The sequence below is a fragment of the Thermobifida alba genome (genome assembly GCF_023208015.1).
Lineage (GTDB): Bacteria > Actinomycetota > Actinomycetes > Streptosporangiales > Streptosporangiaceae > Thermobifida > Thermobifida alba.
Genome location: NZ_CP051627.1, coordinates 2,164,597 through 2,183,386, shown reverse-complemented (window position 1 = coordinate 2,183,386; position 18,790 = coordinate 2,164,597). Strand labels below are relative to the sequence as shown.

The 18,790-nt window shown below is 73.2% G+C and carries 18 protein-coding genes, 1 other RNA gene and 1 pseudogene; 10 read left to right on the top strand and 10 right to left on the bottom strand.

Annotated features, from left to right (window positions below; genetic code table 11):
• Positions 1-51: 51 nt before the first annotated feature.
• Together FOF52_RS09625 and FOF52_RS09620 are read right to left on the bottom strand one after the other, a co-directional pair.
• On the bottom strand, positions 52-1,257 hold the full coding sequence (locus tag FOF52_RS09625) for a helix-turn-helix domain-containing protein (RefSeq protein ID WP_248593482.1): 1,206 nt from the start codon (positions 1,255-1,257) through the stop codon (positions 52-54).
• Positions 1,254-1,562 carry a putative quinol monooxygenase gene (locus FOF52_RS09620; protein WP_248593481.1) on the bottom strand — a complete coding sequence of 103 codons (309 nt, stop codon included), beginning with the start codon at positions 1,560-1,562 and terminating at the stop codon, positions 1,254-1,256. Before FOF52_RS09620 ends, FOF52_RS09625 begins: the two co-directional genes overlap by 4 nt.
• A 160-nt stretch (positions 1,563-1,722) precedes the next feature.
• Between FOF52_RS09620 and FOF52_RS09615 the strand changes: the two genes are divergently transcribed.
• Complete coding sequence (locus tag FOF52_RS09615; protein ID WP_248593480.1) at positions 1,723-2,142, top strand: ATP-binding protein; 420 nt, start codon at positions 1,723-1,725, stop codon at positions 2,140-2,142.
• 215 nt (positions 2,143-2,357) lie between these two features.
• Here FOF52_RS09615 and FOF52_RS09610 read toward each other — a convergent pair whose 3' ends face one another.
• Positions 2,358-2,978 carry a helix-turn-helix domain-containing protein gene (locus FOF52_RS09610; protein ID WP_248593479.1) on the bottom strand — a complete coding sequence of 207 codons (621 nt, stop codon included), beginning with the start codon at positions 2,976-2,978 and terminating at the stop codon, positions 2,358-2,360.
• A gap of 86 nt (positions 2,979-3,064) precedes the next feature.
• Here FOF52_RS09610 and FOF52_RS09605 point away from each other — a divergent pair, with 86 nt between their 5' ends.
• On the top strand, positions 3,065-3,691 hold the full coding sequence (locus FOF52_RS09605) for a class I SAM-dependent methyltransferase (RefSeq protein ID WP_248593478.1): 627 nt from the start codon (positions 3,065-3,067) through the stop codon (positions 3,689-3,691).
• Between the two features lie 32 nt (positions 3,692-3,723).
• Positions 3,724-4,230, top strand: coding sequence for a DinB family protein (locus FOF52_RS09600; RefSeq protein ID WP_068754788.1), 507 nt, complete (start codon positions 3,724-3,726; stop codon positions 4,228-4,230).
• 97 nt (positions 4,231-4,327) lie between these two features.
• Here the strand turns inward: FOF52_RS09600 and FOF52_RS09595 are convergent, their stop codons facing one another.
• Together FOF52_RS09595 and FOF52_RS09590 are read right to left on the bottom strand one after the other, a co-directional pair.
• The gene (locus FOF52_RS09595; protein ID WP_248593477.1) at positions 4,328-4,834 is read right to left on the bottom strand and encodes a DUF1918 domain-containing protein; all 507 of its coding nucleotides are present in this window, start codon (positions 4,832-4,834) and stop codon (positions 4,328-4,330) included.
• Between the two features lie 108 nt (positions 4,835-4,942).
• Positions 4,943-5,944 carry an L-threonylcarbamoyladenylate synthase gene (locus tag FOF52_RS09590; RefSeq protein WP_248593476.1) on the bottom strand — a complete coding sequence of 334 codons (1,002 nt, stop codon included), beginning with the start codon at positions 5,942-5,944 and terminating at the stop codon, positions 4,943-4,945.
• 182 nt (positions 5,945-6,126) lie between these two features.
• On the opposite strand from FOF52_RS09590, the gene FOF52_RS09585 reads away from it, so the two are divergent.
• Entirely contained in the window at positions 6,127-6,438 is a 312-nt protein-coding gene (locus FOF52_RS09585) for a GNAT family N-acetyltransferase (RefSeq protein ID WP_248593475.1), read from the top strand.
• 126 nt (positions 6,439-6,564) lie between these two features.
• Here the strand turns inward: FOF52_RS09585 and FOF52_RS09580 are convergent, their stop codons facing one another.
• The gene (locus tag FOF52_RS09580; RefSeq protein WP_248593474.1) at positions 6,565-9,513 is read right to left on the bottom strand and encodes a glycoside hydrolase family 48 protein; all 2,949 of its coding nucleotides are present in this window, start codon (positions 9,511-9,513) and stop codon (positions 6,565-6,567) included.
• A 641-nt stretch (positions 9,514-10,154) separates the two neighbouring features.
• Between FOF52_RS09580 and FOF52_RS09575 the strand changes: the two are divergent.
• A pseudogene (locus FOF52_RS09575) lies at positions 10,155-10,646 on the top strand (adenosylcobinamide amidohydrolase); the annotation flags it as partial.
• 126 nt (positions 10,647-10,772) lie between these two features.
• On the opposite strand, the gene FOF52_RS09570 reads toward FOF52_RS09575, so the two are convergent.
• From FOF52_RS09570 to FOF52_RS09560, 3 genes are all read right to left on the bottom strand, one after another.
• Complete coding sequence (locus FOF52_RS09570; protein ID WP_248593473.1) at positions 10,773-11,099, bottom strand: hypothetical protein; 327 nt, start codon at positions 11,097-11,099, stop codon at positions 10,773-10,775.
• 94 nt (positions 11,100-11,193) lie between these two features.
• Positions 11,194-12,066: a deoxyribonuclease IV gene (locus FOF52_RS09565; protein ID WP_248593472.1), complete on the bottom strand. Its 873-nt coding sequence runs from the start codon at positions 12,064-12,066 to the stop codon at positions 11,194-11,196.
• A 61-nt stretch (positions 12,067-12,127) separates the two neighbouring features.
• A complete protein-coding gene (locus tag FOF52_RS09560) occupies positions 12,128-12,628 on the bottom strand; it encodes an LURP-one-related/scramblase family protein (protein WP_248593471.1) in 501 nt (166 codons plus the stop codon).
• A 159-nt stretch (positions 12,629-12,787) separates the two neighbouring features.
• On the opposite strand from FOF52_RS09560, the gene FOF52_RS09555 reads away from it, so the two are divergent.
• From FOF52_RS09555 to FOF52_RS09535, 5 genes are all read left to right on the top strand, one after another.
• Positions 12,788-13,624 (top strand): Nif3-like dinuclear metal center hexameric protein, encoded by an 837-nt coding sequence (locus FOF52_RS09555; protein ID WP_248593808.1) that lies wholly within the window; start codon positions 12,788-12,790, stop codon positions 13,622-13,624.
• A gap of 49 nt (positions 13,625-13,673) precedes the next feature.
• Positions 13,674-14,417, top strand: a complete 744-nt coding sequence (locus tag FOF52_RS09550; RefSeq protein ID WP_248593470.1) for a zinc ribbon domain-containing protein — start codon at positions 13,674-13,676, stop codon at positions 14,415-14,417.
• Between the two features lie 25 nt (positions 14,418-14,442).
• On the top strand, positions 14,443-15,579 hold the full coding sequence (locus FOF52_RS09545; RefSeq protein ID WP_248593469.1) for a bifunctional RNase H/acid phosphatase: 1,137 nt from the start codon (positions 14,443-14,445) through the stop codon (positions 15,577-15,579).
• A gap of 55 nt (positions 15,580-15,634) precedes the next feature.
• Positions 15,635-16,020: RNase P RNA component class A (gene rnpB, locus FOF52_RS09540), an RNA gene on the top strand.
• 388 nt (positions 16,021-16,408) lie between these two features.
• Complete coding sequence (locus FOF52_RS09535) at positions 16,409-16,555, top strand: hypothetical protein (RefSeq protein WP_248593468.1); 147 nt, start codon at positions 16,409-16,411, stop codon at positions 16,553-16,555.
• A 387-nt stretch (positions 16,556-16,942) separates the two neighbouring features.
• Here the strand turns inward: FOF52_RS09535 and FOF52_RS09530 are convergent, their stop codons facing one another.
• Positions 16,943-18,784, bottom strand: coding sequence for a hypothetical protein (locus tag FOF52_RS09530; protein WP_248593467.1), 1,842 nt, complete (start codon positions 18,782-18,784; stop codon positions 16,943-16,945).
• Positions 18,785-18,790 lie beyond the last annotated feature (6 nt).

The window sequence follows — 18,790 nt, the reverse complement described above, 5'->3', positions numbered from 1 at the left end:
CCCGGGCGTTTTCGGTTTCTGTTGTCCGGTGCTTTGAGGACCAGCGTGTACTCAGAGTACGCCCGCTCTCCGAGCCAGCCCCTGGAGTGCAGGACTGGCCGGGGCCTGGATGGTCAGCAGGTCCCCGATCGCCTGACGTGCCAGGGGATGACTGCGTACCTGCTCAGGAGTGATCGTTTCGGCCTGTTCCAGTGTTTCCACGGCCTCGTCGAGGTTGCGCCGCTGGAGGTGGGCGCGTGCCACGTCGATGAGGAACCGTCCCCGCCGCTCCGCCGACAGGCCCGAGGCGTCCACCGTCGCCGCCGCACGCAGCGCCACTCCGGCATCGCCCAGGTCCACCGCGGCTGACACCTCATGAAGACCCACGTTGGTCGGACCGAACTCGGTGTTGAAGTCGTTGCGGTCCGCGCCGAGCCGTTCGGCCAGCGACCGAGCCGAGGCGATGTGCTTGTACGCGGCGGTCGCGTCGTTGCTGCGGGCGGCAGCGATCGCCCGTTGCAGGGTCAGCGCCCCCAGCAGCGACAGCACCTCCGGACGGCCGTCGGAGGCCAGAGAGGACAGCGCCTCCACCGAGGTGCGCGCCACCGTCTCGACCTGGTTGAAGTGCTTGGCCCCCTGGAAGGTCAGGCACAACCGGAACTCACCAGCCGCCATCAGCAGCGGGTCGTCAGCCCGCTCCGCCGCGACGATCGCCCGGTCAGCGGCGATCCAGGCCGCCGAGAACTCGCCCAGTTTGCTCAGCGCCGACGAACACGCCTGGTAGACCGAGGCCAGCAGTCGGAAACACTCCGCGCGCTGCCCGTGGTCCACCGACCGTGCCGCTGCCTCCAGTTGCGGCACCAGGGATTCCAGCAGGTCCGTCAACTCCAGGTAGCGACCCTCGTGCGTCAGTTTCCACGCCTGCTCTGCACGAGGCCGCAACTCCGCAGGGTCAGCCGGTTGCTTCTGGCCGAGCAGTGCATTCAGGGCGTGCGCGGCACTGAGCACCAGGCGCAGCCGAGTGCTGCCCGGTGCCTCTTCGACCGTGGCCGCGACGATGGGCGCCTCGGCCGCCAGATCCGCAAGCGGCACCTCCAACACCTCGGCCACGGCTTCCAGCACCGACATCCGGTCGACCTTGCGCACCCCGCGTTCCACCTGGGAGACCCAGGCCTCGGAGCGGTTGATCAGACCGGCGAACTCCCGTTGCGACAGGCCCCGCCTGCGCCGGTACTGGGCGATCTTGCGCCCCAGCGCTTTCTGGTACTCCGTACTCACCCCGTCACACCCTTGGCATCCCGCAGGCTCAGGAAGTCCACCGAGAAGGACTCCAGGTACCGGCCGCGCTCCTGGAGGAAGCGTCGCACGTGCGGCTGCTCCTCGTGGGCCTCGAAGGCCGTCCGGTCGGCGTACAGCTCGTAGAAGACCCGCTGCAGCGGCTCACCGTCCACCTCGTGCACCGCATAGACCAGGGTCCCCGGTTCACTCTGACGGATCTTGGGCAGCGTCTCGGCCACAAGCGCGTCGAACCCCTGCGCGCTGGCTTCGTCTTTCAGGACGAACTTGACCACCAGACCGAACACGGCGACTCCCTCAGTCGGCTCTACACGTTTCGCTGTCCGTACTCATCGTGCGGCAAACACATTCCAAGTAACAGTTACTTTTTGTACCGTAGCCGTACCTTAAGTACTAGCCCCGCAGTTCGTGCTGGCTATGGGCTGTCCGACGAGAGGTCGCATCGCGATGAGCCTGCACGCTGCCCACCCCCTCCAGCCGACGCCGCCGGCCCGAGCCCGCTGGTTCCCCGGCCGCCCCGAGTCCATCAGCGAAGTCCGCCGCTTCGTCTCCGAGGAACTTCCCGATCGCCCCCGCCAGGACGACGCGATCCTGCTCACCAGCGAACTGGCCACCAACGCCATCGAACACACCCGCTCCGGCCAGCAGGACGGCGGCTTCCTCGTCGTCGTGGAGCGCACCTACACCGAAGTGGTCCGCATCACCGTCCACGACAGCGGAAGCCGCCAAGAAACCCTCTACGTGACCGAACCCGGAGCCGACGACGAACACGGCCGAGGGCTCTTCATCGTCGACGCTCTCGCCGACCGCTGGGGCAGCCGCAATGGATGGCACGGCCGAGAAACCTGGTTCGAGATTGACAACTAACTGTGCTTTCTTCCGAAAGACCGGACGCCGGCCCTCACCAGTCCAGGCAGATCGCTGCTCGAACCATTGATGTCCTCGCCTTGCAAGCGGGCGGTCGGAGGTTCGAGTCCTCTCGCGCCCACCCCCGAGGGCGGCGTCCGCGAAGTGCGGGAGGAGGCCGGTCTCCTGGCGAGGGCGGACCGCCTCACCGGCGCCTCCGGAGACACGGCCCGCGGTCAGCGGACGCTGTCCTCCGCCGTCCGCCGAGGCGGGGACCCGGCCCCCGGGCCGGTGCGCACGTGCGCGCGCACCCCCTGCGGGTCGAACAGGATGAGCAGTTCGACCGCGCCGCCGTCGGCGCTGCCCAACCAGTGCGGCAGGGACGTGTCGAACTCGGCGACCTCCCCGGGAGACAGGGTCAGGTCGCGCTCCCCGAGCACCAGCCGCAGGCGACCGTTGAGCACGTACAGCCATTCGGAGCCCTCGTGCGTCTTCGGGTCCGGTTCGAGCGGTTCCGGGCGGGCCGGAATGATCATCTTGAACGCCTGCGTACCGCCCGGCCGTCGGGACAGCGGAACGAACACCATCCCGGACCGCCGGATCGGTTTCAGGTGGATGCGGGGATCACCCGTGTGGGGGGCGCCGACGAGGTCGTCCAACGGGACGCCGTAGGTGCGGGCCAGCGGCAGCAGCAGCTCCAGGGTCGCCCGGCGCCGGCCGCTCTCCAGGCGCGACAGGGTGCTCTCCGACACCCCGGTCGTCGCCGCCAGGTCCGCGAGGGTGAGGCTGCGGGCGCGGCGCAGGGCGCGCAGGCGCGGCCCCACCGCGTCGAGGACGTCTTCCGTTTCGCGATCCACGCGACCAGCTTGCCACAACCGCAAGATTGCGTGCCAGGGGCAGCGGAGGCGGGGAGACTGGGCGCATCCCGACCCGAGGAGGCCCGATGAACACCACCGATGCGGCCGCGTTCTGGGACGGCGTCCACGCGGCCCGACCGGCCGCTGCCGACCCGAAACCGAACCTCCGACTCACCGAGACCGTCACCGGCCTGCCGCCCGGCCGTGCGCTGGACCTCGGCTGCGGCGCCGGCGGCGACGCGCTGTGGCTCGCCCGCCGGGGGTGGCGCGTCACCGCCGTCGACGTCTCGGCCGTGGCGGTCGGGCGGCTCGCCGCCCTGGCCCGCGGCCACGGCCTGGCCGACCTGGTGACCACCGAGCGGCACGACCTGGCGGCATCCTTCCCGCGGGGCCGGTTCGACCTGGTCAGCGCCCACTACCTCCACACCCCCGTGGCACTGGACCGGGCGGGCGTCCTGCGCCGGGCCGCGCACGCGCTGCGCCCGAACGGGCGGCTGCTGGTGGTCGACCACGGTTCGACCGCGCCGTGGTCGTGGAACCAGGACCCCGGCGTCCGCTACCCGACCCCGCACGAGGTCGCCGCGGGGATCGGTCTGGACCCGGCGGAGTGGACGGTCGAGCGGGCCGAGGCGTCCCGCCGGACCGCGACCGGTCCGGGCGGGCGTACCGCCGAGGTCACCGACCACGTGCTGCTCATCCGCCGCGCCGCCTGACCCCGGCGGCTCGTCCTGTGAAGGAGGACACCGTGTCCACCGCACCGCGCCGCATCCGCCGCGGCGACACACCGCCGCCCCGGACCGGGGGCGGCGAGATCGACGTGCTGCGCGGATTCCTCGACTACCTGCGGGCCTCGATCGCCGCGAAGGTCGAGGACGCGCCCGAGCCGCAGGTCCGCACGGCCGGGGTGCCGTCGGGCACGAACCTGCTCGGCCTGCTCCACCACCTGGCCTTCGTGGAGCGGTCGGTGTTCCTCGGCGAGGCCGTCGCCGACTGGTCGGCGACCTTCCACGCCGCGCCCGAGGACGGTGTGGCCGACGTCGTCGCCCGCTACCGCAGGGCGGTCGCGCGCGCCAACGACGTCCTCGACGGGTGCACCGACCCGGCCGCGCCGCTTCCCCGGAACCGGCCGCTGCCGGGACGCCCCGCTCCCAGCGTCCGCTGGGCACTCGTCCACATGATCGAGGAGACCGGCCGCCACGCGGGGCACGCCGACATCCTCCGCGAACTGATCGACGGCACCACCGGACGCTGACCCCGTCCCGGGCTTCGGTACCGGCCCCGAGGACCGCCGAGGGCCCCGGCAGCGGCGGGAAGGCCGCTGCCGGGGCCCTCGGCACCGTCACGTCCCGTCAGGTGGGCTGCCAGGGCGTGCCGGTGTGGTCGACGATGTCGTCGGCCGCCACCTGGCGCAGTTTGCGGGCCAGGTCGGACAGCGCGCGCGACACCGCCAACTCGTCCCCGATCTCGGGGACGTCGACGTCGGCGGGATGCTTGCGCGCCATGCCGTGGCCGCGCAGGTTCGCCCACTCGTCGGCGGACAGCTCGGCCTCGGCCAGGGTCCGCACGGAACCGTCCTCGTTCTCCTCCGACACCACGATGTCGACGTTCATCCGCTTCGTGGTGTGCGGGGGAGGCAGCCCGCTCGTGCCGCTGTCCTCCCCCCGGCCCGGCACGGCGGGTACGACGTGGGCGTCCGGACCCGGGTAGACCAGGGTCTCGTGCCCGTCGTCGAGCCACCGTACTCGGTACGGTGGTGCTCCGTCCGCGCCCCGGATCTCGACCACCACTCCCTCTCGGGAGGGCAGGCTGTCCCGCGGGCGTTCGATGACCAGTCGGTCTCCGATCTGAGCTCTCATCGGCCCTCCCCCCAACGTGCCGATACGCTCTCACCTTCCACGATCGCAAAAACCGACTCCGGCGACAAGCCGGTATTTCAGGAAAAATCCCTGTTCAGCAGGGGTGGGTCAGTGCGACCGGGAGGCGCGCAGCAGGCGGTCGCGGACCGCCAGACCGATCCCCGCCGGCTCGGGGGGCACCGCGACGACCACGTCGGCGCCCGCCGCGTCGACGTCGCGCAGCCGCTGGTACAGCACCCGGGCGTAGTCGCGGGCCGAAGCCACCGGAGGCAGCGCCACCACCCCCGGGGGCAGGCCCTCGGGCAGCGTCTCGGCGAGCACGGCCACCCGGTGGCCCTTCTCGACCCACCGCGCGACCGTCTCGGCGGCGTCGGGGGCCTCGGCCAGCACCACCCGGGCGCTGGGGGCGTAGTGTGCGGCGAGCATGCCCGGCGCGCGGGCCGGGCCGGCGGGGGAGGCGGCCACGGGCAGTCCGGTCACGGCGGCGACGTCGGCGGCGGTGACGGCGCCGGTGCGCAGCACCGCGAGGCGGTCGCCGTCGACCTCGACGATGGTCGACTCCACGCCGACCGCGCACGGCCCGCCGTCCACCACCAGGTCGACCCGCCCGCCCAGGTCGGCGGCGACGTGCGCGGCCGTGGTGGGGCTGACCCGGCCGAACCGGTTGGCGGAGGGCGCGGCGATCCCGCCGCCGAACCGCTCCAGCAGGGCCCGCGCGACCGGCTGGTCGGGCACGCGCAGCCCCACCGTGGGGCGTCCGCCGGTCACCGCGTCGGGCACCCGGTCGGACCGGGGCAGGACGAGGGTCAGCGGTCCGGGCCAGAAGGCGTCCGCCAGCGCCCGGGCGGCCCCGGGAAAGGACGCGGCCCAGGCGCGGGCGGCCGAGGCCGAGGCCACGTGCACGATCAGGGGGTGGTCGGCGGGACGCCCCTTGGCGGCGAAGACACGCGCCACCGCGTCCGGATTCGCGGCGTCGGCGCCCAGTCCGTAGACGGTCTCGGTGGGAAAGGCGACGAGTCCGCCGCCGCGCAGCACGCGCACGGCCTCGTCCAGCACCTCTGGTGACACGGCACGCACGGGGGGCCGCCGTGCCGCGCGGTCGTCGCCCATCGTTCCTCCTCGCCTCGGCAGTCGCCCCGCGACCGGGACCGCTCACCATGCTAGGGCCGCCGCGCACGCGGGGCCGCCGCGCGCGGACGAGTGCCCGGACCGTCGCGGGGAAGGGGACCACCCTGCCCGGTGTTGCCGGAGAGGGCGGCCGCGGTGGCGCGGCCTCCGGGGAAGGAGAGTCCATGGACGCCGAGGTGACCGACGCCCCCGAGCGGGGGCGGTACGAGATCCGGGTCGACGGTGGGGAGGTCGCCGGTTACGCCCACTACCGGACCACCACCGACGGGCTGGTCGTCTTCACCCACACCGAGGTGGACCCCTCGTACAAGGGCAGGGGGGTGGGCGGCCGCCTGGTCCGGGGGGCGCTGGACGACGTGCGCGCCCGGGGCGTGCGGGTGCTGCCGGTGTGCCCCTTCGTCAGGAAGTGGATCGAAGGCCACCCCGACTACGCCGACCTGGTCGACCAGGTCGAGGAGAGCCGGGTCACCGACTGAGGGGCCCGGACGGGGCAGGGGCCGCCCCGCGCGGCTGCGCGGGACGGCCCCGGAGTGGAGGGCGGTCCGCGGCGGGGGAGCACTGCGCCACCGCGGACCGCCGATCAGGGGACGGACCGGTCAGGCTCAGGGAGACCCGAACAGTTCGTCGTGGGCGGCGAACGCCGTGGCGATCTCCACCTGCGACCAGAAGCGGTGACGCTCCACGATCGGGGGGTCAACGTTCTGCGGGTCGTTCAGGTGCGCTTCGATCTGCGGCCACAGCGGGTCGTTGTAGTAGAACGACCGGATGGACAGGAAGGTCGCGCCCGGCTCGATGACGTCGCCGTTGGGCATGGTGCCGGACCAGCCCGGAGGCACGTACAGGCCCTCCGAACCGTCCCACGGGTCGTCCAGGCGGTCCCAGCTCGGCTGCTCGGGAGTGGCGATGCCGATGCTGTCCCGGTGCGCGAGCAGGGCGTCGAGCAGACCCTCACCGGTGGCCAGGGCGTCGGCGTCGCCCGAGCGCTCGGCGTAGTACAGCAGGGTCTTGGCCAGGGCCGCGGCCACGCCGACGTCCTGGCTGTACGAGACGACATCGACGTGCAGGTTCGGGTTGCCGGTGTAGGTGCCGGTCCAGGTGTCGGGCTGGCCCGTCCACTGCAGGTCGGAGGGGACCCGGAAGTCCTGGCCGCCACCGGCGGCGTCCACGTCGGTGTGGGCGATGGCCCACGGCACCCACTTGTCGAGGATGGCCTCGGCACGGGAGTCGCCGGTCACCTGGTAGAGCTGGGCGACGCGCTCCATGTTCCACACCTGGAAGCCGAACCAGTTGTTGGACGGCGGGTCGTTCCACACCGGCTGCCAGTCGTAGTACAGGCCGTAGAACTGCGGCAGGCCGGCCGGTGGGGAGCTGTAGTCGCCCTTCCAGCTGTTGGTGGCGCCACCGGCGATACCGCCCTCGGCGGACTGCAGCCACTGGAGGAACTCCAGCTGGCGGTCGAAGCTGGTCTCCCAGTCGTCGACGCCGGTGGGAGAGGCGGGCTGCAGCTCGGGCACCTGCGACAGGGCGTAGGCGGCGAGCACGTTCTGGTAGCCCTGGTGGGAGGCGCTGGAGCCGATGCGCCAGGCCCACGGGGAGTCGGGGTCGAGCGAGCCGCCCCAGGAGTAGTACCAGGACAGCAGGTAGTGCGCGCTGTTCTTGCCGCTGCCGGCCGCGCAGGAGGACGCGCCGACGCAGTTGCCGATCTTCTTGAAGTACTTGTCGAACATCGCGTACCGCAGGTAGTCGCCCATCATGGACGCCTTGTCCAGCAGGCCCGCGATCTCGGTCTCCTTGCCCTGCTCCTCGGCCCACTGGTGCGCCCAGAACATCACCTGGACGGCGCGCGCGTCGGCGTCGGGGGCGTTGGTGTAGCGCCACTGCTCGGCGTAGCCCTGGTCGTCGGTGAACAGGTCCAGGTAGCCGTTGGGGCCGCCGTGCGTGAAGTCGTCGCACGAGGGGTGCGGGATGGTCTCCCACACCGACTCGCGCGAGCCGCGCTGGTAGGTGTTGATGTAGGCGGGGGCGTCGTCGGTGCCGTCGCCGCAGAACCCGAAGCCGTAGACGTTGTCCACGTCCAGCAGCCAGTGCATGCCGTAGACCTCGTCGGTGCCGTAGGTGCTGCGCAGCTCGTTGGCGATCGGGTCCTGGCCGACCGGGACCCCGTTGTTGAGCGCCGACGGGTAGCCGTCCGAGTTCGGCTGCTCGGGAATGTAGGTCGCCGGGGAGTTCGGGTCGTAGGCGCTGTTGGTGGGCTGGTCGGCGGTGCCGGGGATGATGAAGGTCTCCATTGACTCCCAGGCGTCGTGCAGCGGTCCCCAGTCACCGGTGACCCGACCGTAGTAGGCCTCCAGCCACAGGTAGTAGCTGAACGCCTCGGAGGTGGTCTGGTGGCCGTGGTCGGGAGCCTCGACGATCATGGTCTCCACCGAGTGGTAGGGGACCAGGAGCCCGTTGAACTCGCGGAAGTAGCCGCTGGAGGGGTCCTTGATCTTCTCGTACTGCTCCAGGAAGGCCTGGTCGTAGGAGCTGGTGTTCGGGTCGATCTCGCGGACCGTCACCTCGGCGGGGTCGTGGCCCGGGGCGCTGACGGTGAAGACCGCCTCGCCCAGGCTGCCGCCGTTGTCGGCGGAGGAGATCGTCACCGTCTGCGGGTCGTCCCAGTTGCTGGTGGTGAACTGGAGCGAGGAGCCGCCGGAGACGGTCAGGTCGGAGCTGCCGGAGGTGCGCGCCACGGTGGCCGTGACGTTGCCCGAGGGCTGGTTGGACAGGCGCACCTCGAACTCGGCGGTCCCGCCCTGGGGCACCCGGACGGTGCCCGGGGAGGCGATCACGGCGGCCGAGTCCAGCACCCGCACGGCGACGGGGGAGGAGACGGTGTGCGCCCCGTCGTCGTCGTAGGCGATCGCGGTCACCGAGTAGGAGCCGGCGGCGGCGTTGTTCCAGGTGAAGCTGTAGGGGGAGGTCGTGTCGGAGCCGAGCACGGTGTTGCCGGCGGCGAACTCCACCCGGTCGATGGAACCGTCGGGGTCGGAGGCGGTGGCGGTCAACTCGATCGGTTCGTTGACCAGGAAGGTCGAGTTGTTCGCCGGGGCGGTCAGGGTGACCTCGGGCGGCAGGTTGGCGGGTTCCGCGCCGTTGCAGGTGACACCGTTGACGGTGAAGCTCTGCGGGGCCTCGTTGGAGCCGCTGTAGGTGCCCTGGAACCCGAAGGAGGCGCTGCTGCCCGGAGCGATGGTGGTGTTCCAGGCGGGGTGGGTCACGGTGACGTTGGCGCCGCTCTGGTTGAACGTGCCGTTCCAGCCGTTGGTGATCTGCTGGTTGCCGGGGAAGGTCCAGCCCACCGTCCAGTTCGGGATGGGGTCGCTGCCCTCGTTGACCACCGTGACCTCGGCGACGAACCCGCTGCCCCAGTCGTTGGAGGCGTCGTAGTTCACGGAGCAGGCGACGGCCGCGTGGGCGACGCCGGGGGAGAGCACGGCGGCGGCCATCGCCGCCGCGAGCGCCCCCGAGGCCAGCGTGCGCCGGCGCCGGGGAGACAGTAATGATCTCATGGTCGGAAACAACCTCCGGGTTTCCCGGTCCCTGGGCCGCCGTACCGGTCTTCGGCACGCCGAGAACCGGCGAGGCCGCGCTGCGGGACCGCGTCGTCACGAGAATTTCGGTATGTGGAAGGTGAATGCCGCGGGCTTCGGGACGGTGTCGCCTTCGCTCGGCGGCGCCGTGTTGAGGTGGGGGACGGGAAAACCGGTGGCACCGGTTCTCCGGTGATCTCCTCTCTCGCCGGAACCATTGGCATGGGAGCGCTCCCACACCTGTGGCTGGACATCGGTGGACGCATCCCCGGGGTGGTGGGGGCTCGCCCCGGGGGGGCGCCTGTGGCCTGGGTCACGGGAGCGCTCCCAGCAGGAGGGTAACGCTCTGGAAGTGCGGTGTAAACCCCCTGTAAAGAGAGAATCTGGCGAACCGTGAGAGGGTGACCACCCAGAGTCGCGTCTTCCCTGTTCCCGGCCTCCGCCGGAACAGCCGCGCGGCGGCCGTCACTAGAGTGACCCCGCGGAACCGAGACGTAAGGAGCGGAGTGGACGCGGAGACGGTCGTCGGCGGCACGTTCCTCACGGCGCGGCTGCGGTGGCGCCGCGAGGACGGCCGGAACCTGGCCGCCGTGCTGTGGCAGCCCGGCCCCGGATGGCGGATGGCGGCCTCCGGGGTCCTGGGCGGCGGACTCGGAGCGCGCGACTACGTCATCAACGCCCAGGTCGACGGCGACTACCGGCGCACCGACCCGGCACGGCACCTCGCCGAACTCGCCGCCCGCTTCGGCGCGGCCGGCACGGGCGTGGGCCTGCTCACCGCGGCCGACGTGAGCGGAGCGTGCTTCGCCGCAGACCAGGGAGCCGAAGCCCTGGTCACCGTCGGACTGGGCCGCCCCACCTGGGCGGCGGCCGACCCCGCGCTCGACGAGGCACGCCTGCCCGTGGACGACGGCCGCCCCGGCACGATCAACACCGTGGTCGCGGTCCCCGCGCCGATGTCGGACGCGGCCCTGGTCAACCTGGTCGCCACCGCCACCGAAGCCAAGGTCCAGGCCCTGCTGGAGAACGGGTACGCCTGCACCGGAACGGCCTCCGACGCGGTCTGCGTGGCCGCGCTCGTCGCCGACACCCCGGAAGAGGAACGGGAGCCCTTCGGAGGGGTCCGCTCCCGCTGGGGCGGCCGGGTGGCCCGCGCCGTCCACGCGGCGGTGTCCCGGGGCGCCCGCGCCGAAGCGGTCCGACTCGACAGCGGCGACCGGGCCGACGGGACGCGGCGCTCACTCGCCGTCGATGATGTCGGGCACGTAGTACTCGTCCACCGGAACCGGACCCCGGTACCCCTGGCACATGCACTGCCGGTAGGTGTGGCTGCGCTCCCCGGTCCACCGCCCCGGAATCACCACCTGGGCCTGGCAGGTCTTGGTCTTCTGGTCGTGGAAGACCAGGTGGTGGCCGCACCCGCAGATCGGCTGGGGGGTGCGCGGAGCCTGGTTGAGAGCGGGCTGGGGCGAGTCCACACGGGCACGCCGGTTGGGCAGGAGACGTCCGACCAGCACCCCTCCCAGGGCGAGCATCGCGCCGACCACCAGACTCACGGGATCCATGGCGATGTGTCCTCCAATCGCGGGTCTCCCCCCATTCTGACCCATCCGCCCGGTGACGGACCCCCCGAAAAACGGTTTCCGCGCCCGGCCCGCCCTACCGCTCCGCCGCGCCGCGGACCCGCGCGCGCAGCCGCTTCAGCGTCGCCACGTCCCGGGCGTGCGGCTCCTGGGGACCGGGCGTCTCCAGCACGACCGGCACCCCCGCCGAGACCGGGTGCGCGAACAGCTCCGCGAACGGGTCGGCGCCGATGTGGCCCGCCCCGATGCCCGCGTGCCGGTCGCGGCGGCTCCCGCAGGGCGCCGCCGAGTCGTTGGCGTGCACCAGCCGCAGCCGGTCGGCGCCCACGACCTCCCCGAACCGGTCCAGCATCGCCCGCATCCCGGCCGGCGTGGAGATGTCGTGGCCCGCACCGTACATGTGCGCGGTGTCCAGGCACACCCCCGCCTTGGGGTGGCGGTCCACGGCGTCCAGATACTCGGCGACGTCGTCCACGGTGGCGCACAGCACCTGCCCCTGCCCGGCCATCGGCTCCACCAGCACCGGGGGCGCGTCCTCGTCCAGCCCCTCCAGGACCGGCAGCAGGCGCGCCCGCATCCGCGCCAGTCCCGCCTCCCGGCCGCCGCGCACCGCCGACCCGGTGTGCACCACCACACCGCGCGCGCCGAGCTGCGCGCCGCGCCGCAGCGTGTGCTCCAGGCAGGCCACGGACCGGGCGGCCACCTCCTCGTCGGGGGACCCCAGGTTGATCAGGTAGCAGGCGTGGACGAAGACGGGCAGGTCGGTGCGGGCGCGCAGCAGCGCGTCCTGCTCCGGGTCGCCCGGCGGACACGCCCAGCCGCGCGGGTTGGTGACGAAGACCTGGACGACCTCGGCCCCGATCGCGTCGGCGTAGGGCAGCCCGCGTCGGGCCAGACCTCCCGAGACCGGGACGTGCGCCCCGACGGGAGAGGAGGGTGGGGAAGCCATGCCCGGACAGCCTAGTGCCCGCCCAGCCGGCCACGGCGGTCGGGGCCGGCTGCCGCGGCCCTCATTCCCGGCCGCCGTCGGCGAGCGCCTCCACGCACACCGCGACGCTGAGCACCAGGGCCACGTCCCCTCCGGCGTCGGAGCGGTGCGTGTTGACGTCCACCGCGTAGGTGTCGCGCAGCCGGAACCACGTGCGGGAGACGATCGCGATCGGCCCGTGCCCGTCGCTGATCGTGTACTCCTTGCCGAGGAAGTCCCCGGTGACCGTCCACTCGCCCCCCGACGCGAGTTCCACGACCAGCTTCTCCCTGATCGGGTCGAACACGCGTTCCCGCACCTTCGCCACGGGCTCGCCGTCGCGGGAGATCGTCATCGTGTCGCGGACCGCCAGCAGCTTCTCGCGGATGCGGTAGAGCTCGTTGCCGTCCGCGTCCTGCAGTGCGAAGGTCTTGCGGAGCCGCAGCGCCTTGCCGTCGATGTGGAAGACGCGGTTGCCCTCCTCGTCCTCCACCCAGTAGTCCTCGCCGATGTCGAAGATGCGTTCGCGAACCAGGAACTTCACCGCAGACCTCGTCTCTGCTCGGTGGGCCGACACAGCGACGCTACCGGGCGTGCGGGACCGGTGCGGCCGCTGCCGGGACGGCGGCGCCGACGTGCGCCCGGACCTCCACCGCACCGGGCTCCCGGAGGCGTTACGCTGCCCTGCGTGAGTCCTTCACCGTTGACACTGCACGAGGTGACCTCCGCCTTCGAGTCGGTCTACGACCCGGCCTGGGCCGCGTCCTGGGACGCGGTCGGCCTGGTGTGCGGGGACCCCGACCAGCCCGTCCGCAGGATCCTGTTCGCGGTGGACCCGGTGGCCGAGGTCGTCGCCGAGGCCGAGCGGTGGGGCGCCGACCTGGTGATCACCCACCACCCGCTGCTGCTGCGCGGAGTCACCAGCGTAGCCGCCACCAGCCCCAAGGGACGTCTGGTGCACCGCCTCATCCGCTCCGGCACCGCCCTGTACACCGCACACACCAATGCCGACACCGCCGCCCCGGGCGTCTCCGACGCGTTGGCGGCCGCCGTCGGGCTGGACGGCCCCCTGCGGCCGCTGGACCCCGACCCCACCGACCCCGCGGGCCGCCGCGGCATCGGGCGGATCGGTGAACTCGCCGAACCGGTGACGGTGCGCGACTTCGCCGCCCGGGCGGCGCGCGGCCTGCCCGCCACCGCCACCGGGCTGCGCGTGGCCGGAGACCTGGACCGCACGGTGCGCACGGTGGCGGTCTCCGGGGGAGCGGGCGACTCCCTGCTGGGCGCGGCCCGCGCCGCGGGAGTGGACCTGTTCCTCACCGCCGACCTGCGCCACCACCCGGCGTCGGAGTTCGCCGAACACGGCGACATCGCGCTGGTCGACGCCGCCCACTGGGCCACCGAGTGGCCCTGGCTCGCCGACGGGGCGGAGCGGCTCCGCGACGCGCTGGGCCAGGCGCGGGCTAACGTGGAGATCCGCGTGTCCACGATCGTCACCGACGCCTGGCAGCAGTCGTTCGGTGCCGCCGTCCCCGCCTGACCGGGGCCGGCGCCGACACCGTCGTCTTCGAGAACAGAACAGAGGACCATTGAGAGCAGAACCCGCCCACCAGGTCCGCCTGCTCGACCTGCAGGAGGTCGACACCGAACTGGACCGGCTCAACCACCGGATGCGCGCACTGCCGGAGCACGCACAGCTCCAGCAGCTGGACGCCCGGCTGACGCAGTTGCGCGACCGGTTGGCGGTCGTCGAGACGGAACTGCGCGACCTCGACCGGGAGCAGCGCAAGGCCGAACGCGACGTCGAGCAGGTGCGCATGCGCGCCGAACGCGACACCCAGCGGCTGGAGGCCGGCCACGTCTCCTCGCCCAGGGAGCTGGAGAGCCTGCAGTCGGAGATCGCCTCGCTGGCGCGCCGCCAGAGCGAACTGGAGGACATCGTCCTGGAGGTGATGGAACGCCAGGAGAACGCCGAGGAGCGCCGCGCCGCACTCGCGCGGGAGGTGGCCGAGGCCGAAGCCGAGCGGGAGACCGCCGACAACCGCCGTTCCGAGGCGGTGCTGCAACTCAGGGACGAACTCGACTCCGCCACCCGGCGGCGCGCCCGGATCGCCGAGGAGATCCCCGACGACCTGCTCGACCTCTACCGGAGACTGCGGGAGCAGAACGCGGGCATCGGGGCGGCGGCGCTGCGCTACGGCCGCTGCGAGGGCTGCAAGCTGGAGTTGAGCACGGCCGAACTGCGGGAGATGCGCACCGCCCCGCCGGACGAGGTGACGCGCTGCGAGAACTGCCGCCGCATCCTGGTGCGCGTCGCGGACTCCGGACTGTGACCGCGGCGGAACGAGGGAGGCAGGGATGAGCCGCAGGCTCGTCGTCGAGGCGGACGGCGGATCGCGGGGCAACCCCGGTCCGGCGGGCTACGGCGCGCTGGTCCGCGACGCCGGGACCGGTGAACTCCTGGCGGAGGTCGCCGAACCGATCGGGGAGGCCACCAACAACGTCGCCGAGTACCGGGGCCTCATCGCGGGACTGGAGGCGGCGGCCGGCATCGACCCGGCCGCCTCCGTGGAGGTCCGCATGGACTCCAAGCTCGTGGTCGAGCAGATGTCCGGCCGCTGGAAGATCAAGCACCCGGCCATGCAGCCGCTGGCCCGCCGGGCACGGGAGCTCGCCGCGTCGCTGGGGCGGGTGTCCTACCGGTGGGTGCCGCGGGCGCAGAACGCGCACGCCGACCGGCTCGCCAACGAGGCGATGGACGGCGCGGCACGCGACCGCCGCACCGGGACGCACGAGCCGGTGCAGGCGGCCGAACCGGTCGAACCCCCCGTACGGAGGGAGGGGCCGGACGACTCCGCGCTGGGCTGGGGGCCGGTGGACACCGCGCCCACGCGGTTGCTGCTGCTGCGCCACGGCCAGACGCCGCTGTCGGTGGAGCGGCGCTTCGCGGGCAGCGGCGACATCCCGCTCACCGAGGTCGGCCACGAGCAGGCCAGGGCCGCGGCGCGGCGGCTCGCCGAGCGCCCCGTCGACGTGATCGTCTCCTCCCCGCTGCGCCGCACCCTCGACACCGCCCGCTACGCGGCCAAGGAGCTGGGGCTGGAGGTGGTGGTGGAGGAGGACTTCCGGGAGACCGACTTCGGCGCCTGGGAGGGCATGACCTTCGCCGAGGCGCGGCAGCACTCCCCCCGGGAACTGAACCGCTGGCTGGCCGACCCCGAGGTCGCCCCGCCCGGCGGGGAGAGCTTCGCCGCCGTGGCCCGCCGCGTCGCCGGGGCCCGGGACCGGCTGCTGGCCCGGTACCGCGGCCGCACCGTGCTGGTGGTCAGCCACGTCACCCCGATCAAGGTGCTGGTGCAGCAGGCCATGCTCGCGCCGTTGCAGGCGCTGCACCGGATGCACCTGGACGTGGCGTGCCTGTCCGAGATCCACTGCTTCAGCGACGGCCCGATGGTGGTGCGTGCTCTCAACGACACCGGACACCTGCGGCCCTGAGGCCGCCGCCGGGTGACGGCAGGAGAGGCGGGAAGGCCGTAGAATCGGGAGAAGGGGAGTCGGCCAGACGGTCGCGGCACCGCTTGCGCGGTGTCGAGGAAAGTCCGGACTCCACAGGGCAGGGTGGTCGGTAACACCGACCCGGGGCGACCCGCGGGACAGTGCCACAGAAAACAGACCGCCGCCCCCCCCGGGGGGCGGTAAGGGTGAAACGGTGGTGTAAGAGACCACCAGCGGCCGGAGTGATCCGGTCGGCTCGGTAAACCCCACCCGGAGCAAGGTCAAGAGGGGGACTCCGGTCCCCTGCACGGACGTTCGAGGGCTGCCCGTCCGAGGTCCGTGGGTAGACCGCACCGAGGCCGTTGGCAACAGCGGTCCCAGATGGATGGCCGTCCGGCCCGCACGGGCTGACAGAATCCGGCTTACCGGCCGACTCCCCCTCCCTCTCCCGGTACGGCCGCAGGGGGTCTCCCGGCGCGCTGCCGGGACGCCGACGGCCGGAGAGGCCGGTGGTCGGACCCCCGGACGCGGCCGGGGACCTCCCGACCCCTCCTTCGGCAACCGCCGTGTCCCGGACCGGACCGCTTCCCCGCGCCGTCCTCGCCTTCCGCGGCCCCGTTTTCGGCCACTGTCGGAAAAACCGATTGCGGTTACCGGAAAAGACGTCGCCCCGCGGTGGGCTGAGCGGCGGATCCGCTGGTCGTGCCGCCCGCGACGGCCCCGCGGAGCCCGCACCGCCTCCGAAGGAGCGGTGCAGCCTGCGCAACGTCGGCGCCCGCCGTTACATTGGGGAGGTCGCAGCCGCCCTCCCCGATCCGAGATGGTGAACATGAGCCCCACGGTGTATCTGCTGATGTTCGGCCTTCCCGTCGTCGCGATCGTCGTCATCATCGGACTCGCCTTCTACCAGGCCTCCCCGGTGGAGAACGACGAACGGGAACCCGGGGAGCCCCAGCAGGACCCGGGGACGGAGTAGGGGCCGCTCCCGGGCCGTCCGCGGACGCTCCCCGGGCGCGGAACGGGTGACGCCGCGAGCGCCGGACGCCCGGTCCGCTCCTCCGGGAAACGCGCCCCGGGGCGATGCGTGTCCCGACCGGCTCCGGCGTCGCCCGGTCGTGTCCCCCGAGGGGGCCGAGCCGGCGCCGTCGCGTCCCGTCGGGCGGGGACGGACCGGCCCGCCCCAGGACCGTGGAAGGTCGTGCCCCGGGCCTCGGACCGGCTCCGCGTCTCCCGTCCCTCCAGAGCCCCGTCCCCCCGGGGATCCGCGCGGTGGAGGGCGCGAATCCGGTCCTGCCCGCACCCGGCCTGCAGACAGCAGGGGGTGGCGGCGCGTACCGCGCCGCCACCCCCAGCCCGGGCCGGACTACCGGTAGCGGTAGCCGTCGGGGTTGTCGTCGGGACGGCCGCCCGCTCCCGGCGACCACTCGCCGGGCCGGTCGTACCCCGGATCCCCGTAGCCGCCGGGCGGGGCCGGGGGCTGCGGCGGGTAGTCCCCCAGCATGTCGGGGTAGGCCGCGTACGGCTGCGCGCCGCCCTGCGGTGCGGGGGGCGGGTAGTCGGCGTGGTGGTGTGCGCCGGTGTCGTAGGAGCCGAGGGGGCCGGTGGTGTAGGGGGAGGGGCCGTAGCCGCCCGGCGTGCCGTCGGCGGGGGCGGGCGGGGTTCCGAACGCGGGCGGGGTGCCCCCCGGGTCGCGGAACGACGACTGCCCCCCGCCGGGGCCGCTGTTCCAGGAGGGCTGCTCCCAGGTGTCGTGGGCGGGCCGCGGCGGCTCGGGGGCCGGCTCGCCGCCCGCCGGCCCGAAGGGCGGGGACGCGTATCCGCCGCCCTGCGGTGCGGGGGGCGGGTAGTCGGCGTGGTGGTGTGCGCCGGTGTCGTAGGAGCCGAGGGGGCCGGTGGTGTAGGGGGAGGGGCCGTAGCCGCCCGGCGTGCCGTCGGCGGGGGCGGGCGGGGTTCCGAACGCGGGCGGGGTGCCCCCCGGGTCGCGGAACGACGACTGCCCCCCGCCGGGAGCGGAGCCGGGCGGAGGAGAGGACCGCTGGTAGGACCCCGTGTCCAGGCTCGACCAGATCGGGGACCCGGTGTCGGAGTCCGCGGCGGGGGGAGTGAACGACGGGTCGGTGAGCGGGTCCGGCGACGCGGACCGCGGCGCCGGACCCGCGGACGGCGCCGTGTCGTAGAAGCTCCGGTCGTGCGAGCCGCTGTCGAAGGAGGACGGGGCGGCACCGAACCCGCTCCGACTGTGCGAGCCGGTCGTGTAGGAGGGCGACGACAGCGGGTCGGAGGCGTAGGAGCCGTCGCGGTGGTGTGCGCCGGTGTCGTGGGCGGGCGGCCGGGGGGCGCTCAGCGGGTCGTCGTCCACGCGCGCGCCGGAGGCGGCGGGACCGGTCAGGTCGTAGGAGGAGCGGTGGTGTGCGCCGGTGTCGTGGGCGGGCGGCCGGGGGGCGCTCAGCGGGTCGTCGTCCACGCGCGCGCCGGAGGCGGCGGGACCGGTCAGGTCGTAGGAGGAGCGGTGGTGTGCGCCGGTGTCGTGGGCGGGCGGCCGGGGGGCGCTCAGCGGGTCGTCGTCCACGCGCGCGCCGGAGGCGGCGGGCCGCCCGGTGTCGCCCGGCTCCTCGGCAGGCGCGAGAGCGGCGGGGGCCGCCCCCTGGCCGAGACTGGCCAGGACCGCGAGGGAGTCGTCACCCGGAGCCGGCGCGGCGGGAGCGGCGTCCGCGTCGCGGGCGCGGCGGCCACGCGCGGGCGGCTGCTCCTCGTCGAGGTCGTCGTCCTCGTCGAGGACCGCCTCCATCGCCTCCGTCGACTCGTGGCGGGTGTCACGGCGCGGCGACTCGAAGGGGGCGTCGTCCGCGTCCGCGTCGTCGCTGTCCTCGTACAGGCTGGAGAAGTAGTCGTCGTCCCAGTCGTCGTCGCGGTTCTTGCGGGAGCGCGACTTGCGGGAGGCCCGCGGTTCGGACGAGCCCCGGGAACGCCTGCGGGAGCGCGGCGCCTCCTCCGGTTCCTCGTCGAGGTCGTCGTCCACGTCGTCTGCGCGGCTGCGGGAGGTGCGGTGCGCGGAACGCCGCGGACGCTCCTCCAGCTCCTCCTCCGCGGTCTCCTCGTAGTCGTCGTAGTCGTCGGACGCGGTACTCGCCCCCAGGGCGCGCAGCCCCAGGACGATGAGGAGGAGGACGATGACGACGATGACGGCGATGAGCGCGATGATCATGGTGAA